Origin of the sequence: Roseovarius nitratireducens (genome assembly GCF_002925845.1) — a bacterium.
In the GTDB taxonomy this organism is placed as follows: Bacteria; Pseudomonadota; Alphaproteobacteria; order Rhodobacterales; family Rhodobacteraceae; genus Roseovarius; species Roseovarius nitratireducens.
In genome coordinates this window covers 136,181-152,834 of record NZ_PDNI01000058.1, presented here as the reverse complement: position 1 = coordinate 152,834, position 16,654 = coordinate 136,181, and the positions used below count along the sequence as shown (strand labels likewise).

Below are 16,654 nucleotides of genomic sequence, written 5' to 3'. Positions count from 1 at the left end.
ATCAAGGCCGAAGGCCGCCGCGCCATCGCCAGCCCGCCCCCGAGGGCTGGCGATAGGGTGACGTTGGCGCAAAGCTCTGATGTTACTCGGGAACCCCGGAATAAAGCGCGATAGACCAGCCGTTGCACCGCCATCCCGCGGGCTGGCGCTCGCGCGGCTCATCACCGGATGGTTCATGGTCCGCTCCAGGCCATAACCTCCCCCTTGCATCCCTGCCCCGGCCACGGCACGCTTCACCGCGACCCGCCAGCCCGGAGGCCCGCCCATGTCCCGCGATCCGCTCCTTCAGCCCTACACGCTGCGTCATCTCACGCTGAAGAACCGCATCATGACCACCAGCCACGAGCCCGCCTATGCCGAGGACGGGCTGCCCAAGGACCGCTACCGCGCCTACCATGTCGAACGCGCCAGGGGTGGCGTGGCGCTCACCATGACCGCCGGATCGGCGGTGGTCAGCCGCGACAGCCCGCCCGCCTTCAACAACATCCTCGCCTACCGCGACGAGGTGGTGCCGTGGCTGCGCAAGCTCGCCGATGAATGCCACGACCACGGCTGCGCGGTGATGATCCAACTGACCCACCTGGGCTGGCGCACCCGCTGGGACCGGGGCGACTGGCTGCCCTCGCTGGCCCCTTCCGCCCTGCGCGAACCCGCCCACCGCGCCTTTCCCAAGGTGATGGAGGATTGGGATATCGCCCGCATCATCGCCGATTACGCCGATGCCGCCGAGCGGATGCAGGACGCCGGGCTCGACGGGATCGAACTCGAGGCCTACGGCCACCTGATGGATGCCTTCTGGGCGCCGCGCCAGAACGCGCTCGACGCGCCCTGGAACGGCGATCTCGAGGCGCGGATGCGCTTCTCTCTCGACGTGCTGTCGGCCATCCGCGACCGTGTCGGCCCGGATTTCATCGTCGGCGTGCGCTACACCGCCGACGATCTCGCCCCGCACGGCATCACGGCCCGTGACGGGCTCGCCATCGGCCACCGGCTAAAGGCGAGCGGCATGGTCGATTTTCTCAACGTGATCCGGGGCCGCGTCGATACCGACGCCAAACTCACCGACGTGATCCCGGTGCAGGGCATGAAATCGGCGCCCCATCTCGATTTCGCGGGCCGCGTGCGGGCCGAGATCGGCCTGCCCACCTTCCACGCCGCGCGCATCCCCGACGTGGCCACCGCCCGCCACGCGGTGGCCACCGGACAGCTCGACATGGTCGGCATGACCCGCGCCCACATGGCAGAGCCGCGCATCGTGGCCAAGATTGCCGAGGGGCGCGAGGACGATATCCGCCCGTGCGTCGGCGCCACCTATTGCCTCGACCGTATCTACCAGGGCGGCGAGGCGCTGTGCATCCACAACGCCGCCACGGGCCGCGAACTCGACCTGCCTCATGAAATTTTGCAAAGCGAGAGCCCCCGCCGCGTGGTGATCGTCGGTGCCGGCCCCGGCGGGCTCGAGGCCGCGCGCGTCGCCGCCACACGCGGCCACCACGTCACCGTGTTCGAGGCCGCCGACCAGCCCGGCGGTCAGGTCCGGCTCGCCGCGCAATCGCGTCGCCGGTCCGAACTCATCGGCATCATCGACTGGCGCATGGCCCAATGCGCGGCGCGTGACGTGGACTTTCGCTTCAACGTGTGGGCCGAGACGGCGGACGTGACCGCGCTCGACCCCGATTTCGTGATCGTCGCCACCGGCGGGCTGGCGCAGCAGGACATCCTCGACGCGGGCAACGACCTCACGGTGACGGCATGGGACATCCTCACCGGCGATGTGAGGCCGGGGCGCGAGGTTCTGCTGTTCGACGACGCGGGCGACCACGCGGCCCTTCAGGCAGCAGAGGTGATCGCGCAGGCGGGATCGACGGTCGAGGTGATGACCCCCGACCGCAGCTTCGCCCCAGAGGTGATGGGGATGAACCTCGTGCCCTACATGCGCAGCCTTCAGGACAAGCCCGTGACCATGACCGTCGCGCGCCGCCTCAAATCGGTCGCGCGCGCGGGCAACCGGCTGCGCGCCACCATCGGCACGGATTACTCCGATCACAGCTTTGATGCGGAATTCGACCAGGTGGTGGTCAATCACGGCACCCTGCCGCTCGACGATCTCTACCACGATCTGCGGCCCCTCTCGCGCAACGGCGGCGCGGTGGATCACGACGCGCTGATCGCCGGGCGGCCCCAGACCCTCGCCGCCAATCCCGACGGCGCGTTTCAGCTCTTCCGCATCGGCGACGCGGTCAGCGCCCGCAACATCCACGCCGCCATCCACGACGCGCTGCGGCTGATGTGCGTGCAATAAGCGACGGGACGGGATTGGCCTGGAGCGAACGTTGAAAAACGGAATCTTGAAAAGATTCCGCTCAAGAAAGTTTTAAACTTTCTTGATCTTAACTTGCTGTGCAGGTCACCCGACACTGACGGCCTACAACGGCTCAAGGCCGATCGCGCCTTACGCGCCGCCCGCGCCGGGCCCGGTCTGGCGGAACCGCACGGCAAAGGTGCCGCCGAATTCGTCGTCCTCGACATGCACCACCTGCCGCGGGATGCGGATCTCCGCGCGACGCGCGGCGTCGCCCGCCTGCCAGGTCCGCGAGGTCACGGCGCAATGCGTCTCCTGCCCACCGTAATCGGCCATCGGCGGCACTTCCTTCATGAACCGCAGCCCCTGCAGGACGGTCTTGCCGCCCACGGCCACCGCGCCGGTATCGAGCACGCCCTTCGCCTTGTTATTGGTCAGGATGGATTGCTGCCGGCTCTCGGCCCAAACCCCGCAGACCATCGTGCGCCCGTCCCGCTCGCGCAGGTCGATGGCCACGGTGATCCCGCCCCCGCTGTCATAGCTGCCGCCCGACAGCACCGGGTCGGCCCCCAGCCGGGCCACGGTCTGCGGCGCGGTCGCAGCAGTGCAGCCAGCCAGCAGGCCAGCCGCGGCGAACGTCATCGCGGATCGGATCATCGCAACCTCCTTGGTCGTCCCATTGTCTGCCCCGACATGGGGATCGCGCGCCGGAATGCCAAATCCCGCCCTCACGCGGCTCCCGCGTATTCGGCGGTCTCCTCCAGCATCTCTGGATACCATTTCTCCAGCACCGGCATGAACGCCTCGCGGATGCGGCCCACCTGCGCGGGCGTCAGGTCGTCGCGCCAGACCCCGGCCTGCCCACGCGCAAAGAACGACTGCATGTGCGGCGGGCGCTCGCGAAAGCCCGCCTCGCTCTCCTGCTTCTTCAGCGCATCGAAACTGGTCTCGCGCAGCGCGTAGGCAAGCTGCGCCTTGTCCACCTTGACGCGCAGGAATTTCTCCAGCAGGCGGGTCATCTCGCGCTCACCCCGGCGCAGCATGTCCTCGTAGCGCACCACGTGGCGCGGCAGGCCCGGCGCGGTCGTCCACGTCTGCACGTGATCGTCCCACCGTCCCAGCGCCTCGAAGATGCCGGTGTCGGTGCCGCTGCTCATGTCCGGGTCCATCATCCGGTCGATCGCGGTATCGAGATCGCAATCCTGGTGCCGCGCGAACGAGGGCGCGAGGTCGAACGGGTTGCGCATCATGTAGATCGCCGCCGCCGTCACCTCGGCGGGGATGACATCCTTGCCCAGGATGCGGATCGGCTGGCAATGGGTCTTGACGAAATGGTGGCTGGGCTTCGACGCCGCGATCATCCGAAGCGCGGTCGGCCGCACCGCCATCCAGTCCTCGTAGGTCTTGCCCCGATAGACGCGCCCCGCCGCCCGGTCAAAGAAATCCTGCCGTATGTCGCCGGTGGTGAACTGGCTGAGATGATTGATGTCCGGCGCCTGCCCCTTGGGCATGAAGTAATGCGCCAGAAGCGACCGCATCCAGGTGTTGCCGGACTTGGGATAGCTCGCCAGCCAGATGATTCGCCGCAGATCGTTCATTCCAGGTACCCGAATTTAGTCATCACCTTGCGGTGCGCGTGCTTCATCTTCTTGACCAGCCGCGCGGGCAGGTCGGTCTTCCACTGGTCCTTCTGCCCCTTGGCAAAGAACCGCTCGCTCTGCTCGGATTTCTCGACGAAACCCTGCTTCTTCTCCTGCTCCGACAGCTCCTTGAAGCTGGAAAACAGGATCGCGCGGTCCAGCCGCTCGACATCGAGCGGCATCCCCAGATGCTGCACCAGCCGCGCGAAACAGGCACGCGGCTCCGCCAGCATGTCCTCGTAGCGCAGCACCAGCACCGGATAGGCGGATTTTCCGGTCCAGCTTCGCACATGCTCGGACCAAGAGCCCATGAACTGCGTCACCGTCTCCTCGTCGGGCGGGTTGGCGTTGTCGGGGTGGCTGACCGTGCTGACCGCCTCTTCCGGCGTCATTCCGTAATGGCGCGCATAGGAAAGCACCATGTCGAGCGGGTTGCGCAGGATATAGACCGCCGAGCGCGTGACGTTGTCGGGGATGAGCGGCACACCGCGCGCGGTGACGCGGGCGTTATGCGTCTTGACGAGGTTGATATCGGCATTGTTCGCCACGATCCCGCGCAGCACCCGCGGGCGAAGCTGCAGGGTCTGGTCGATATTGGTCACGTCGAGCGGGCCACCGGCCACCATCCGGTAGGTCTTGGTGATCGAGTCGCCCATCGCCACTATGTGCGCGTTGTTGATCGGCACCGGCTCACGCGCGTTAGCGATGTAATTGGCCAGGAAAATCCGCGCCCATGTATTGCCCGACTTGGGGTAGGACGCCATCCAGACGATGCTTTTTTTCATGGTGCGGACCGTCCGTTTTCCGGGATGCGAAAATAACACCCGGACAAATAAAAGCGGCGGGGGGTAATGTCACCCCCCGCCGCCTTTTTTTCAGATCAACCGTATCAGAAGCTCAGGTTGATCGCGGTCGCCAGCAGGTTGCCGTCGATGGACGGGTTTCCGGCCACGGCACCGTTGTTGGTTTCCATGTAGGCGTAGTAGACGTCCCAGCTCACGCCGGCACCAAGGCTACGCGACGCACCAAGCAGGTAGGCCTCATAGTCCGAGCTCGGGGCACCGCCACCGTTGCTCGTCTCACCCTGGTAGGTGCTCAGGCCAACGGTCCAGGGGCCTGCGATGTCGTAGGACGCACCCACGCTCCAGCCTTCCTGGTCGCCAGCACCGCCGGCAAAGCCGTTGTCGTTCTCGGCATAGGTCGCGCCGAACGAGAAGCCGGCCACGCCGACCGTACCGCCGACACCCCAGGTGGTCGGATCCGACCGGCCGACGGTGTTCGTGTCACCCGTGCCCCAGCGGGCTGCGAGGCCGATGTCGACACCGTTGAACGACTGGGCGTACTTGGCGCCGATGTCGAAGATGTCGAACACGGGGCCAACCGCGTTGCGGTTCACACCGAAGTTGTTGGTGGTGTTACCGGCGCTGGTCGCCGCGTAGGACGCACCGAGGGTCAGGCCGTTAAAGGACGGCGTGAAGTAGGTGATGCGCTGCACGTCGTTGTTGCCAGCGACCTCGGTCAGCGACGACAGGGCCGCCTGACGGAAGCCACCCGAACCGGTGACCGGGATAAAGGCCGACAGCGAACGCGAGTTGATCGCCATGGACGACACGCCGGGCGTGTAGACCGAACCCATCAGGGCGTAACCGGCCGAGTTCTCGGAGCCGAGAACGACCTTGCCGAGGGTGTCGCTCTCGATGGTGACGTAGGATTCGTCGATACCAACAGCGCCACCGCCGTTGTTCATGGCTTCCATCTGGACGCTGAAACCGAAGGTCATGCCGTTGTCGAGCGTGACGGACGGCGAGAAGATGATCTCCGAGTTGGTGAAGACATCGACACCGTCGAAGTCCGCACCGGTAACGCCGGTGCCGGAAACGTCAGTGATACCGACGTGGGTTTTGGCAAAACCGCCCCAATTCATGTTCCATTCCTGGGCCGAAGCCGGGGCAGCCATTGCGACGCCAAGTGCGATCGCGCTGGTGCTCAGAAGATGCTTTTTCAAGGGTGTCCCTCCTCATAAGCAGGTTTTCATTTCCGCCGCACCAGTCATTGACACGGCTTGGGCATTGGAATGCGCCAATCCCCCCCCGGGTGTCAACGAACCCCCCCGGCCCCGCGCGCATCCCGCGGCAATTGTGGCCCAGATACCACACACCTGTCGGACAGGGGCGCAAAGCAGCGGTGACTACGCGGGAAAAACGCCTTTATCTTTGACCTTACGCGGGAATCCGCGCATGGGCCGCCATCCGCGCGGCGGCCTCCATGAGTCGCGAGTCGTCCACGGTCAGCGCCACCCGCACCCACAATTCGAGCGTTTCGCCAAACGCCGCGCCGGGCATCACCGCGACGCCCCTCTCCGCCAGCAGATCGTCGGCCCAGGCCGCCCCGCTCATCCCCGTCGCCGACACATCGACCATCGCGAACATCCCCGCCTGCGGACGGTGCACACGCAGCCCGCTGCCGGATTCGAGCGTGTTGGCCAGCGCCGCGGCGCGTGCGGCATAGCGCTGCCGCATCCCCACCGCCACCTCCGATCCGCGCCGGATCGCCGCCTCTGTGGCATCGGCGATGAACGGCTGGTTGCCGAACAGCATCACCTCCGCCAGCGGCAACAGCGCCTCGATGAACGCCTGCGGACCGATGCACCAGCCGCTGCGCAGCCCCGGCGCGGCGTGGCTTTTCGAAATCGACGACACCGCGATCACCCGGTCGGCCAGCGCCGGATCGGCGAGCGGCGAGACGAAACGCACCCCGTCGAACACCAGGTCCTCGTACACTTCGTCCACCACGATCCACAGGTCATGCGCCCGCGCCACCGCACCGATGGCCGCGATGTCACTCTCGGTCAGCACCGCGCCGGTGGGGTTGTGCGGCGTGTTGAGCAGGATCGCCCGGCTGCGCGGGCCGACCCGCGCGGCCAGATCGTCCGCGTCCATGCAAAAGCCCCGCGCGGGGTCCAGCGGCACCGGCACCATCCCGGCCCCGGTGGCGCGAATGACGCCCTCGTAGGTGGCATACATCGGATCGCCCACCAGCACCTCGTCTCCCGCCTCCACCAGCGCCGCCATCACGGCGAATAGCGCGGTCTGCGTGCCGGGCAGGCAGATCACCTGTTCGGGGGTGAAATCGCGGCCCCGCCGCGCGCTGTAGAGCGCCGCCAGCGCCGCGCGCAGCCCCGCCTCGCCGCGCCCGTTGGAATAGGCCGTGCGCCCCCCGCCAGCGCCGCCCCCGCATCCGCGATCAGCGCGGGCGGCGCGGCGATGTCGGGCTCGCCAATGGTCAGGCGGATGACGTCGCACCCCGCGTGCGCCATTTCGGCGGCGCGCTCGTGCACCCGCCACTTCGCCCCGCCCAGCCCGGCGAGCCGGTCCGTCACCGTCGAGAAATTCATTACCGCCTCCGCAACTGCGTCCCGTGCGCCGATCCATGCCGCGCACCATGCCCCGCCGCAAGGCGAAAGCAAGGTGTGAACCGTGCGGTTCGCCGCCCGAACCTGCAGGTTCGCCGCCGCGCCCGTCGCCGGATCGTGAGTGTGACGAGGCGCCATTGCGTGCTATCATGGTGTGGCAGAACGCCGCATCCGGCGTCGCGAAACAAGCGGGAGGACACCATGACCCGAACCATCGGAAACCCTCTGAGCTGGGCCGCCGAGGCCGCGTTCGGCGCCGGGCGCACCGCCGCCGAGGCGACCGAAGCCCTGCGCGGCCACGCCGCCGCCCCGCCCAAAGTGCACCGCCTGACCAATGACGACCTGCGCACCGCCCTGCGCCGCGGCATCGAGGATTTCGGCGCCCTGCGCAGCGACGTGATCTTTCTCATCCTGATCTACCCGATCATCGGCATCGCGCTCGCGCTCACCGCGTTTCACATGGCGCGCCTGCCGATGCTTTTCCCTTTGGCAGCAGGGTTTACGCTGCTCGGGCCGGTGGTCGCCACCGGTCTCTACGAGATGAGCCGCCAGCGCGAGGCGACCGGGCACGCGGGCTGGGGCGCGGCATTCTCGGTGATCCGCGCGCCGGTAATCGTGCCCGTCATCGTGCTGGGCGCGGTGCTGATGGCGCTGTTCCTCGCGTGGATGTTCGCCGCGAGCGTGATCTACAACGCCACCCTCGGCCCCGAGCCGCCGACCTCGGTCACGGGCTTCCTCGGGGACGTGCTGACCACGGGGCCCGGCTGGGCAATGACCGTGCTGGGCGTGGGCGTGGGCGCGGTGTTCGCCGCGATGGTGCTGGCACTCAGCCTCACCGCCTTTCCCATGCTGATCGACCGGCGCGCGGGCGTGACGGTAGCGGTGCTCACCTCGCTCAAGGTGGTGCGCGAAAACCCCCGCGTTTCAGCCACTTGGGGGCTGATCGTGGCGGTGTCGATGCTTCTCGGAACGTTGCCGCTGTTCCTTGGCCTGGTGATCGTCCTGCCAGTGCTGGGCCACGCCACCTGGCACCTCTACCGCGCGGCAGTGCCGGCAGAGGTGTGAGCCGACGCCCGCCTCACCCCGCCTCGGCGAGCCGCGCCACGTAGCGCGCCAGCGTGTCGATCTCCAGATTGACCATGTCGCCCTCGGCCACGTCGCCCCATGTCGTTACCTGCCGCGTGTGGGGGATGAAGTTGATCCCGAAATCGCGGCCCTCGACCTCGTTGACGGTAAGCGAGGTGCCGTTGAGCGCGACCGACCCCTTGGGCGCGATGAACCGCGCCAGCCCCTCCGGCGCGCGCAGCGTGACGCGGGTGCTGTCGCCCTCCGCGGCCACCGACACCACCTCGGCCAGCCCGTCCACATGGCCCGAAACGATATGCCCGCCCAGCTCATCGCCCACCTTGAGCGACCTCTCGAGGTTGACGCGCCGCCCGGCCGTCCATGTCGAGAGGTTGGTGCGTGACTGCGTCTCGGCAGAGATATCGACATCGAACCAGTCGGGGCCGAGATCGACCACCGTCAGGCACACGCCGTCACAGGCGATGGAGGCGCCCATCTCGATGGTGCCGGTGTCATAGCCGGTCGCGATCCGCGCGCGCATGTCGCCGCGCTGCTCGACCGCGCGAACCTGGCCGATATCGGTGATGATGCCTGTGAACATGCGCGCCGTTCCCTTCGCTGGCCTGCCCCAACGGCCTAGCGCCCCGACCGGTCCAAGACAAGCCAACCTGCGACACGCAGGCTTACTTTTGCCAGAATTTTCCGCTACGAGAACCCCGGAACGAGAGTGAGCGGGGACATGCAGGAATGCCGGGGCTGACCGGAAAAGGGCGCTCTTTCCTGTTGCTGCAGGGGCCGCACGGGCCGTTCTTTTACCGGCTGGCTCAGATGCTGCGCCGGTCGGGGGCCGAGGTGTGGCGCGTGGGCTTCAACGCGGGCGATCGCGCCTTCTGGCCCGACGCCGGTCGCTACATCGCCTTTCACGAGATGCCTGACCGCTGGCCTGAAACCTTGCGCAGCCTGATCGAGGCGAATGGCGTGACCGATCTGGTGCTCTACGGCGACACGCGGCCCGTCCATGCCGAGGCGGTGGCCATCGCCCGCGCGGCGGGGATCACGGTGCATGTGTTCGAAGAGGGCTACATGCGCCCCTACTGGATCACCTACGAGCGCGGCGGCACGAACGGCCATTCGCGGCTGATGGATCTAGGTATCGACGAGATGCGCACGGCCCTCGCCGCCTCGGACATGGATACCGCCCTGCCGCCCGCAAGCTGGGGCGACATGCGCGAGCACATCTTCTACGGCGCGCTCTATCACGGCTGCGTGCTGGCGCTGAACCGGGGCTATCGCCGGTTTCGTCCACACCGCGCGATCGGGGTGGGGGCTGAATTCGCGCTCTACCTGCGGCGCCTGCTGTTCATGCCCGCCCTCGCGCTGGAGCGGCGCGTGGCGACACGGCGCATCCGCACCGGCGGCTTTCCCTATCACGTCGCGCTCTTGCAGCTCGAACACGACGCCTCGTTCCAGGCGCATTCGCCGTTCTCGTCGATGACCGAGTTTCTCGACGTTGTGATCAAGGGCTTTGCCGAGGGCGCACCGCCGCATCATCACCTCGTGGTCAAGGCGCACCCGCTCGAGGACGGCCGCGCCCCCATCCGCGCCACGCTGCGTCGGCTGGTGGACGAACACGGGCTCAGAGGCCGGGTGCATTTCCTGCGCGGCGGCAAGCTCGCGCCGCTTCTCGACGAGGCGCGCAGCGCCGTCACCGTCAACTCCACCGCCGGGCAGCAGGTGTTGTGGCGGGGTATCCCCCTGCGCACCTTCGGCGCGGCGGTCTATGCCAAGCCCGAATTCGTCTCGACCCTGCCACTGCCCGAGTTCTTTGCCCGGGCCGAGCGCCCCAACCGGCGCGCCTATGCCGATTACCGCCGCTACCTGCTGGAGACCAGCCAGCTTCCCGGCGGATTCTACTCGGCGCGCGGTCGGCGGCAGGTGCTGCGGCAAGTGGTGGACATGATGCTCGCACCCGACGATCCCTACGACGCGCTGAGCCTCGGCACCGCGGCACCAAGGCAACAGTTGCGCCTCGTTCCCTGAGGCAGTCCACAGGAAAAGCTGGATTTTTCAGGCCTCTTGCGATAGCGTTCCGGGAAAAATACCGAGGCAGAACAAGAACAGGTCGAGGAGACCGAGCAGTGACACCCCGACACTCCCGATGGGCGCGTCCCGTCGCCCTCTTGCTGGTGGCAAGCCTCGTAGCCGGGTGCGGCCTGCCACGACTGGGCCCCAACAAGCGCGAAATCTATGCCGGATCGGTGCAGCGTCAGGGCGACGCCTTCGTGGTGACGGTGAACGACCGCGTTACCCGCGCGACCGCCGTGCAGCCGGCGCTCGGCTTTACCGAGGATTTCCTCAATGCCGGGCTCCTCGGCTCGGACACGATCCGCGCTGGCGACAAACTGGGTCTCACCATCTGGGAAAACGTCGATGACGGGCTGATGACCGGGGCAACCGCAAACCAGACCGTCCTCGAAGAGGTGCAGGTCGATGGCCAGGGCTTCATCTTCGTGCCTTACGCCGGCCGCATCAGGGCGGCGGGCAACACGCCCGAGGGGGTGCGCCGCGCCATCACCGAGCGACTCGACCAGCAGACCCCCGATCCGCAGGTCGAGGTGCGCCGCGTGGCCGGCGACGGCTCGACCGTGTCGGTGAGCGGCGCGGTCGCCGGGCAGGGCGTCTACCCGATAGAGGCGCCGACACGGCGGCTCTCGGCAATGATCGCGGCGGCGGGCGGCATCGCCATCGAGCCCGAGGTCGCGCAGATCACCGTGATCCGCGGCGAGAAACGCGCCAAGGTCTGGTTCCAGGACCTGTTCAAGTATCCGCAATTCGACATCGCCCTGCGCGCCGGCGACCGCGTTCTCGTCGAGGCCGACACCCGCTCCTACACCGCGCTCGGGGCCACCGGCGCGCAGGCGCGCGTGACCTTCGAGACCCAGACGCTGAGCGCGCTCGAGGGGCTGGCGCAGGTCGGCGGGTTGAGCGTGGCGTCCTCCGATCCCACCGGCGTATTCGTGATGCGCAACGAACCGGCGGAGATCGCCAACCAGGTGCTGGGCCGCAACGATCTCGTGGGCGCGCAGCGCATGGTCTATGTGCTCGATCTCACGCAGCCCAACGGCATGTTCATGGCCCGCGATTTCGCGATCCGCGACGACGATACGATCTACGTGACCGAGGCCCCCTTCGCGCAATGGAGCAAGGTCATCTCGGCGCTCACCGGCACGCTGGGCGCGGTCGGCTCGGTCTCGACCGCATCGAGCACGCTGCAAGGCGACGTATGACGCCAGAACAGGGCGACGCACCCGCCGGGGCCGATATGCCCCGGCGGGTTTTCCATTTCAACGGCGGGTTCCTGTGGCAGCGGCAGGCAAGGCGCATCCTGCACCTTGCCGGGTACGACCTGCGCCTCGGCTGGCCGTCTGCCGGGGACCTCGTGGCGGTCTGGGGCAAGAGCCCGGTCGCCGCGCGCGGCGAGGCGGTGGCGGCGCGGACCGGTGCGGGGCTCCTGCGGGTCGAGGACGCATTCCTGCGCTCGGTCCTGCCGGGGCGCAGCGGCGCACCGCCGCTGGGGCTGCTGCTCGACCGGCAGGGCGTGCATTTCGATGCAAGCGTGCCCTCGGATATCGAGGAAACACTCGCGCGCCACCCGCTCGACGACACCCCGCTTCTGGATCGCGCACGCGACGCCATGGCGCGGCTGCGCGCGGGCCACCTGACCAAGTATTCCGGCGTCGATCCGGCCCTGCCCTGCCCCGATCCGGGCTACGTTCTGGTAATCGACCAGACATATGGCGATGCCTCGGTCCGGCATGGCGGGGCGGATGCCAGCACCTTCCACGAGATGCTGGCCCTCGCGCAGGAAGAGCACCCCAACGCACCCATCCTGATCAAGACCCACCCCGAGACCGCCCAAGGCCACCGACGGGGCTATTTCTCGAGGGCGGACGCTATCGGCCGCGTGCGCCTGATCACCGCGCCGCTCAGCCCCTGGCCACTGCTCGAAGGGGCGCAGGCGGTCTATACCGTGTCATCGCAGATGGGGTTCGAGGCGATCCTCGCAGGCCACCGCCCGCAGGTCTTCGGGCGGCCCTTCTACGCCGGGTGGGGGCTGACCGAGGACCGCCACGCCACACCCTTCGCGCGGCGCGCCCGCACCCTCACCCGCGCACAGCTGTTCGCCGGCGCGATGATCCTCGCCCCCACCTGGTACGATCCCTGCCGCGACCGGCTCTGCGATCTGGAAACCGCGCTCGACCAGTTCGAGGCCGAAACCCGCGCCTGGCGCGACGATCACCGGGGCTGGACCGCGCATGGCATTCGGCTGTGGAAACGGGCACCGATCCAGCGCTTTTTCGGCAGCCAGCGGCGGGTGATCTTTGGGCGCGCGCGTGCCGACCGCCCGGCGATGGTCTGGGCCTCGGCAAAGACGGACGCCCCCGAGGGCGCGCTGCACGTCGAGGACGGCTTCCTGCGCTCGCGCGGGCTCGGGGCCGATCTGGTGCCACCCCTGTCGCTGGTGCTCGACGATCTCGGCATCTACTACGACCCCACCCGCGAAAGCCGGCTTGAGCGGCTGATCGCTATGCGCGAGACGCTGCGCGCCGATCAGGCACAGCGCGCCCGCGCCCTCATCTCGACGCTGACGGATCACGGGCTGAGCAAGTACAACCTCGGCGCGCCCGCCCCCGCCCTGCCCGACGGCCACCGCATCCTCGTGCCGGGGCAGGTCGAGGATGACGCCTCGATCCGGCTCGGCGCGGGCGCGATTGCCACCAATCTCGAGCTGCTGCGCCGCGCGCGTGCGGACAACCCCGGCGCGGTGATCCTCTACAAGCCGCACCCCGACGTCGAGGCCGGGCTGCGCCCCGGCGCGGTGCCGCGCGGGGCGCTCGACGGTCTCGCCGATCTGGTGGTCGCCGGCACCGATCCCGCCGCGCTGCTGACGCAGGTGGCCGAGGTCTGGACGATGACCTCGCTTCTGGGGTTCGAGGCGCTGTTGCGCGGGGTGCGGGTGACCGCCACCGGCGTGCCCTTCTACGCCGGCTGGGGTCTCACCCGCGATCTCGGGCCGGTGCCCGCGCGGCGCCGCGCCCGGCCCGCGCTCGAGGGGCTGGTCCACGCCACACTGATCGACTACCCGCGCTACCGCGACCCGGTCACCGGCCTGCCCTGCCCGGTGGAGGTGGTGGCCGACCGGCTGACGCACGCAGAGGTGCCGCCCGCGGGGGCGGCCAACCGGCTGCTGGCCAAGGCGCAGGGCGCGCTGGCGGGCCACGCGTGGCTGTGGCGCTGAGCTGGCGCGCCGGGCGCGGCGCCGCCGACCCCAGGTTGCGCGGCTAGCCTTTGAGCGGGTAGCGGTCCGGCTCGGCGAACACGTCGATCACCCGCGTACCTGCCTTGATCTTCGCGCCATGCTCGACGCCCGCGCCGATGGCATAGCTGTCGCCGGGTCCATAGATGCGCGTCTCGCCGCCGATGGTGAACTCGATCTCGCCCTCCACCACCGTGCCCCATTGCGGGCCGTGGCTGTGCGGCGGCAGATCCATGTCCTGAAGAAAGGTGAAGAACACGCTTAGCCCGTGCTCCGAGCGGACGGCGTGGCTCTGCACCACGTCCTCGGGAAAGGGCAGATCGAGGGACGGGAAATCCATGATGAAATCGGCAAAGGGCATCGGCATCTCCTCCTGGGGTCTCGCCCTTGGATCATGCGCCCCCGGCCCTGGCATGGCAACGTCTCAGGACAACGCGTCAGTGCAGCTTGCGGCGGATGCGCTGCACCATCCACCACACCGCGGCCACTACCGGCAGGGTGACGGCGGCGATGATCATGCCCTTGCTCACCCCCAGAACGCCGGCCACCGGATAGAGCAGGTAGCCCGCCAGCGACACCGCGTAATAGCTGATCGCCACCACGCTGAGCCCCTCGACCGTGCGTTGCAACCGCAGTTGCAGGTCGGCGCGGCGGTCCATGCTCTCCAGCAGGCTCTGGTTCTGCGCGCTGCGCTCCACGTCCACCCCGGTGCGCAAGAGATCGCCCGCCCGCATCGCCCGGTCCGACATCGCCTTGAGCCGGTCCTTGGTCGCCGCCACAGTGCGCATCGCCGGATCGTATCGCCGCATCATGAACTCGTAGAAGGTCTGCCGCCCATTGAACCGCTCTTCGCGCAGCGCCCCGATGCGCTGATGCACGATCTGCTCGTAGGCCGCCGTCGCCCCGAAGCGGAAGGAGGATTTCGCAACGAGGGCTTCCAGCTCCGCCGACACCTCCAGCAGCCCGTCAAGCGTGTCCTCGGCGGGCTGACTGCCTGCGGTCATGTCGCCCACCAGGCGGCTCAGGCGGCTGTCGGTCTCGCCCATCTGGCGGCTCATCTCACGCACCCGGGCAAAGCCCAGCATCGACATTGTCTTGTAGGTCTCGATCTCGCACAGCCGCTGCACGATCCGCCCGACCCGCCGCTGCCCGGTTTGGGGGGCTACGTGCAGTGAGAACCGCAAATGCCCCGCCGGGTCGATCCGGAAATCGCCTGCGATCACGCCGGCATCGTCGAGCACCCGCGCCACCGCCACGCTCTCCGGGACGAACCAGCGGTCGATATCCGTCCGCGCGCCCTCGCGGCTCTCCCACGGCACCACCCGGATCATCGCCGAGGTGATCCGCTGTCCCGGCGCCTCGGCCAGCCACTCGTCGGGGAACACGTCGAAATCCGCCGGGTCGAAGGGCCGCTCGCTCACCCCCTCGCTGAATACCGTGTAGGTCACCATCTCGGTATGGCTCTCCCACTTGAGCCGGTGCCGCCCGATTTCGCCGAAATAATGCGTCGCACCGGGCCGGGGATGCTTGGCGCCGTAGCGGTCGAGCAGGGCGGTGAGATGCGCGAGATCGGCCGCGCGGTCGCGCTTGGCCGCGTCCTGTTCGCGCTTGACGGCGAGATAGATCGCCGTGCAGGGCGCGGCCAGGGTGGGAAAGGGCCGCGCGTGCAGCTCGTTGGTCAGCTCGTAGCGCAGCGGATGGTCGGCGATGGGGGGCATGGGCCGGTCTCCTGATCCTGTGCCGTTCCTTAGCGCGCCACGCACCCGCGCAAAAGAGGTTTTCCCTGAAAACCCAATGATTTAGCGGAACACAACCGTATACTGCACGGGCTTCGGGCTTCTTCTTGGTGAAAATACTCCAAAACCCGCGCCGCACCAAAGGCGAATGCGTCATGCGCCGCGCACGCCAAATCCGCAGGAAACGGGTCGTCAGCGCCGCTCCCCATGGGGCACATCTGGTGTCATGAGCATTTCAGACGCATCAACACCGACCGCACCACCGTCACAGCGCCCCATGAGCGCGCTCGAATGGGGTATGCTTCTGGCACTTGCCACGGTCTGGGGCGGCTCCTTCTTCTTTAACGAGGTGGCGGTGCGCGACCTGCCGGTGCTGAGCGTCGTCGTTGGCCGCGTGGCCCTTGCCGCCCTCATCCTGATGGCGATTCTGCGGCTGCGTGGCGAGCGCCTGCCGCGCGGGCGGCGCATCTGGGTCGCCTTCGCCTGCATGGGGCTGATGAACAACGCCCTGCCCTTTTCGCTGATCGTCTGGGGGCAACAGCATATCGCCTCGGGCGTGGCCTCGATCCTGAATGCCGCGACGCCGCTCTTCACCGTGCTGCTGGCCCATGTCCTGACCCGCGACGAACGCATGACCGGCGGCAAGATCACCGGTGTGCTGATCGGCTTTGCTGGGGTGGCGGTGATGATCGGGGTGGGGGCACTGCGCGATCTGGGCGTACACGTGGCCGCGCAACTCATGTGCCTGATGGCTGCCGTCTCCTATGCGCTGGCGGGGATATTCGGGCGGCGCTTTCGCGGCATGGGGGTCAGCCCCATGGCCACGGCGACCGGACAGGTCATCGCGTCGAGCCTGATCCTGCTGCCGCTCGCGCTGATTGTCGATCGCCCGTGGGGCCTTGCGCCCCCCGGCATCGCAGCCATCGGCGCACTGATCGGGGTGGCCACCCTGTCGACCGCGCTGGCCTACACGCTCTACTTCCGCATCCTCGCGACGGCGGGGGCGACAAACCTGCTCCTGGTCACCTTCCTTGTCCCGGCCAGTGCCATCCTGCTGGGCACGCTCATCCTGGGTGAGGTGCTGCTCGTGCGGCACATGATGGGAATGGCGCTGATCGGTGCCGGACTTGCCGCGATCGACGGGCGGCCCTGGCGCATGCTCACGCGGGCCTTGCGCTGAGA

14 protein-coding genes are annotated in these 16,654 nt (G+C 68.1%); 6 read left to right on the top strand and 8 right to left on the bottom strand.

Annotated elements, in window-relative coordinates; all coding sequences use genetic code 11:
* Window positions 1-265 precede the first annotated feature (265 nt).
* Window positions 266-2,302, top strand: a complete 2,037-nt coding sequence (locus CRJ03_RS10775; RefSeq protein WP_104018870.1) for an NADH:flavin oxidoreductase — start codon at window positions 266-268, stop codon at window positions 2,300-2,302.
* A 150-nt stretch (window positions 2,303-2,452) separates the two neighbouring features.
* On the opposite strand, the gene CRJ03_RS10770 is transcribed toward CRJ03_RS10775, so the two are convergent.
* From CRJ03_RS10770 to CRJ03_RS10750, 5 genes are all read right to left on the bottom strand, one after another.
* Window positions 2,453-2,959 carry a hypothetical protein gene (locus CRJ03_RS10770; RefSeq protein WP_104018869.1) on the bottom strand — a complete coding sequence of 169 codons (507 nt, stop codon included), beginning with the start codon at window positions 2,957-2,959 and terminating at the stop codon, window positions 2,453-2,455.
* Between the two features lie 71 nt (window positions 2,960-3,030).
* Window positions 3,031-3,900 (bottom strand): sulfotransferase domain-containing protein, encoded by an 870-nt coding sequence (locus CRJ03_RS10765; protein WP_104018868.1) that lies wholly within the window; start codon window positions 3,898-3,900, stop codon window positions 3,031-3,033.
* Window positions 3,897-4,727: a sulfotransferase domain-containing protein gene (locus tag CRJ03_RS10760; protein ID WP_104018867.1), complete on the bottom strand. Its 831-nt coding sequence runs from the start codon at window positions 4,725-4,727 to the stop codon at window positions 3,897-3,899. The genes CRJ03_RS10765 and CRJ03_RS10760 overlap by 4 nt, the downstream gene beginning before the upstream one ends.
* Before the next feature lie 104 nt (window positions 4,728-4,831).
* On the bottom strand, window positions 4,832-5,947 hold the full coding sequence (locus CRJ03_RS10755; protein WP_240611643.1) for a porin: 1,116 nt from the start codon (window positions 5,945-5,947) through the stop codon (window positions 4,832-4,834).
* A gap of 214 nt (window positions 5,948-6,161) precedes the next feature.
* On the bottom strand, window positions 6,162-7,244 hold the full coding sequence (locus tag CRJ03_RS10750) for a pyridoxal phosphate-dependent aminotransferase (protein ID WP_338066349.1): 1,083 nt from the start codon (window positions 7,242-7,244) through the stop codon (window positions 6,162-6,164).
* 311 nt (window positions 7,245-7,555) lie between these two features.
* On the opposite strand from CRJ03_RS10750, the gene CRJ03_RS10745 reads away from it, so the two are divergent.
* The gene (locus CRJ03_RS10745; protein ID WP_104018866.1) at window positions 7,556-8,419 is read left to right on the top strand and encodes a DUF2189 domain-containing protein; all 864 of its coding nucleotides are present in this window, start codon (window positions 7,556-7,558) and stop codon (window positions 8,417-8,419) included.
* 13 nt (window positions 8,420-8,432) lie between these two features.
* Here CRJ03_RS10745 and CRJ03_RS10740 read toward each other — a convergent pair whose 3' ends face one another.
* Window positions 8,433-9,020, bottom strand: coding sequence for a riboflavin synthase (locus tag CRJ03_RS10740; RefSeq protein WP_104018865.1), 588 nt, complete (start codon window positions 9,018-9,020; stop codon window positions 8,433-8,435).
* Window positions 9,021-9,166: 146 nt separating this feature from the next.
* On the opposite strand from CRJ03_RS10740, the gene CRJ03_RS10735 reads away from it, so the two are divergent.
* The 3 genes from CRJ03_RS10735 (at window position 9,167) to CRJ03_RS10725 (ending at window position 13,718) form a co-directional block, all read left to right on the top strand.
* Entirely contained in the window at window positions 9,167-10,459 is a 1,293-nt protein-coding gene (locus CRJ03_RS10735; protein WP_104018864.1) for a capsule polysaccharide biogenesis protein, read from the top strand.
* A gap of 98 nt (window positions 10,460-10,557) precedes the next feature.
* Window positions 10,558-11,706 (top strand): polysaccharide biosynthesis/export family protein, encoded by a 1,149-nt coding sequence (locus tag CRJ03_RS10730; RefSeq protein ID WP_240611642.1) that lies wholly within the window; start codon window positions 10,558-10,560, stop codon window positions 11,704-11,706.
* Window positions 11,703-13,718, top strand: a complete 2,016-nt coding sequence (locus CRJ03_RS10725) for a capsule polysaccharide biogenesis protein (RefSeq protein WP_104018863.1) — start codon at window positions 11,703-11,705, stop codon at window positions 13,716-13,718. The genes CRJ03_RS10730 and CRJ03_RS10725 overlap by 4 nt, the downstream gene beginning before the upstream one ends.
* 43 nt (window positions 13,719-13,761) lie before the next feature.
* On the opposite strand, the gene CRJ03_RS10720 is transcribed toward CRJ03_RS10725, so the two are convergent.
* Both CRJ03_RS10720 and CRJ03_RS10715 read right to left on the bottom strand, forming a co-directional pair.
* Window positions 13,762-14,097: a cupin domain-containing protein gene (locus CRJ03_RS10720; protein ID WP_104018862.1), complete on the bottom strand. Its 336-nt coding sequence runs from the start codon at window positions 14,095-14,097 to the stop codon at window positions 13,762-13,764.
* Window positions 14,098-14,173: 76 nt separating this feature from the next.
* A complete protein-coding gene (locus CRJ03_RS10715) occupies window positions 14,174-15,454 on the bottom strand; it encodes a DUF3422 family protein (RefSeq protein WP_104018861.1) in 1,281 nt (426 codons plus the stop codon).
* A 295-nt stretch (window positions 15,455-15,749) separates the two neighbouring features.
* Between CRJ03_RS10715 and CRJ03_RS10710 the strand changes: the two genes are divergently transcribed.
* Window positions 15,750-16,652: a DMT family transporter gene (locus tag CRJ03_RS10710; RefSeq protein WP_104018860.1), complete on the top strand. Its 903-nt coding sequence runs from the start codon at window positions 15,750-15,752 to the stop codon at window positions 16,650-16,652.
* The last annotated feature ends 2 nt before the right edge of the window (window positions 16,653-16,654 follow it).

Coding starts and splice junctions, on each gene's coding strand:
- CRJ03_RS10775 (WP_104018870.1), top strand. CDS start 266: ATGTCCCGCGATCCGCTCCTTCAGCCCTACACGCTGCGTCATCTCACG.
- CRJ03_RS10770 (WP_104018869.1), bottom strand. CDS start 2,959: ATGATCCGATCCGCGATGACGTTCGCCGCGGCTGGCCTGCTGGCTGGC.
- CRJ03_RS10765 (WP_104018868.1), bottom strand. CDS start 3,900: ATGAACGATCTGCGGCGAATCATCTGGCTGGCGAGCTATCCCAAGTCC.
- CRJ03_RS10760 (WP_104018867.1), bottom strand. CDS start 4,727: ATGAAAAAAAGCATCGTCTGGATGGCGTCCTACCCCAAGTCGGGCAAT.
- CRJ03_RS10745 (WP_104018866.1), top strand. CDS start 7,556: ATGACCCGAACCATCGGAAACCCTCTGAGCTGGGCCGCCGAGGCCGCG.
- CRJ03_RS10740 (WP_104018865.1), bottom strand. CDS start 9,020: ATGTTCACAGGCATCATCACCGATATCGGCCAGGTTCGCGCGGTCGAG.
- CRJ03_RS10735 (WP_104018864.1), top strand. CDS start 9,167: ATGCCGGGGCTGACCGGAAAAGGGCGCTCTTTCCTGTTGCTGCAGGGG.
- CRJ03_RS10725 (WP_104018863.1), top strand. CDS start 11,703: ATGACGCCAGAACAGGGCGACGCACCCGCCGGGGCCGATATGCCCCGG.
- CRJ03_RS10720 (WP_104018862.1), bottom strand. CDS start 14,097: ATGCCCTTTGCCGATTTCATCATGGATTTCCCGTCCCTCGATCTGCCC.
- CRJ03_RS10715 (WP_104018861.1), bottom strand. CDS start 15,454: ATGCCCCCCATCGCCGACCATCCGCTGCGCTACGAGCTGACCAACGAG.
- CRJ03_RS10710 (WP_104018860.1), top strand. CDS start 15,750: ATGAGCGCGCTCGAATGGGGTATGCTTCTGGCACTTGCCACGGTCTGG.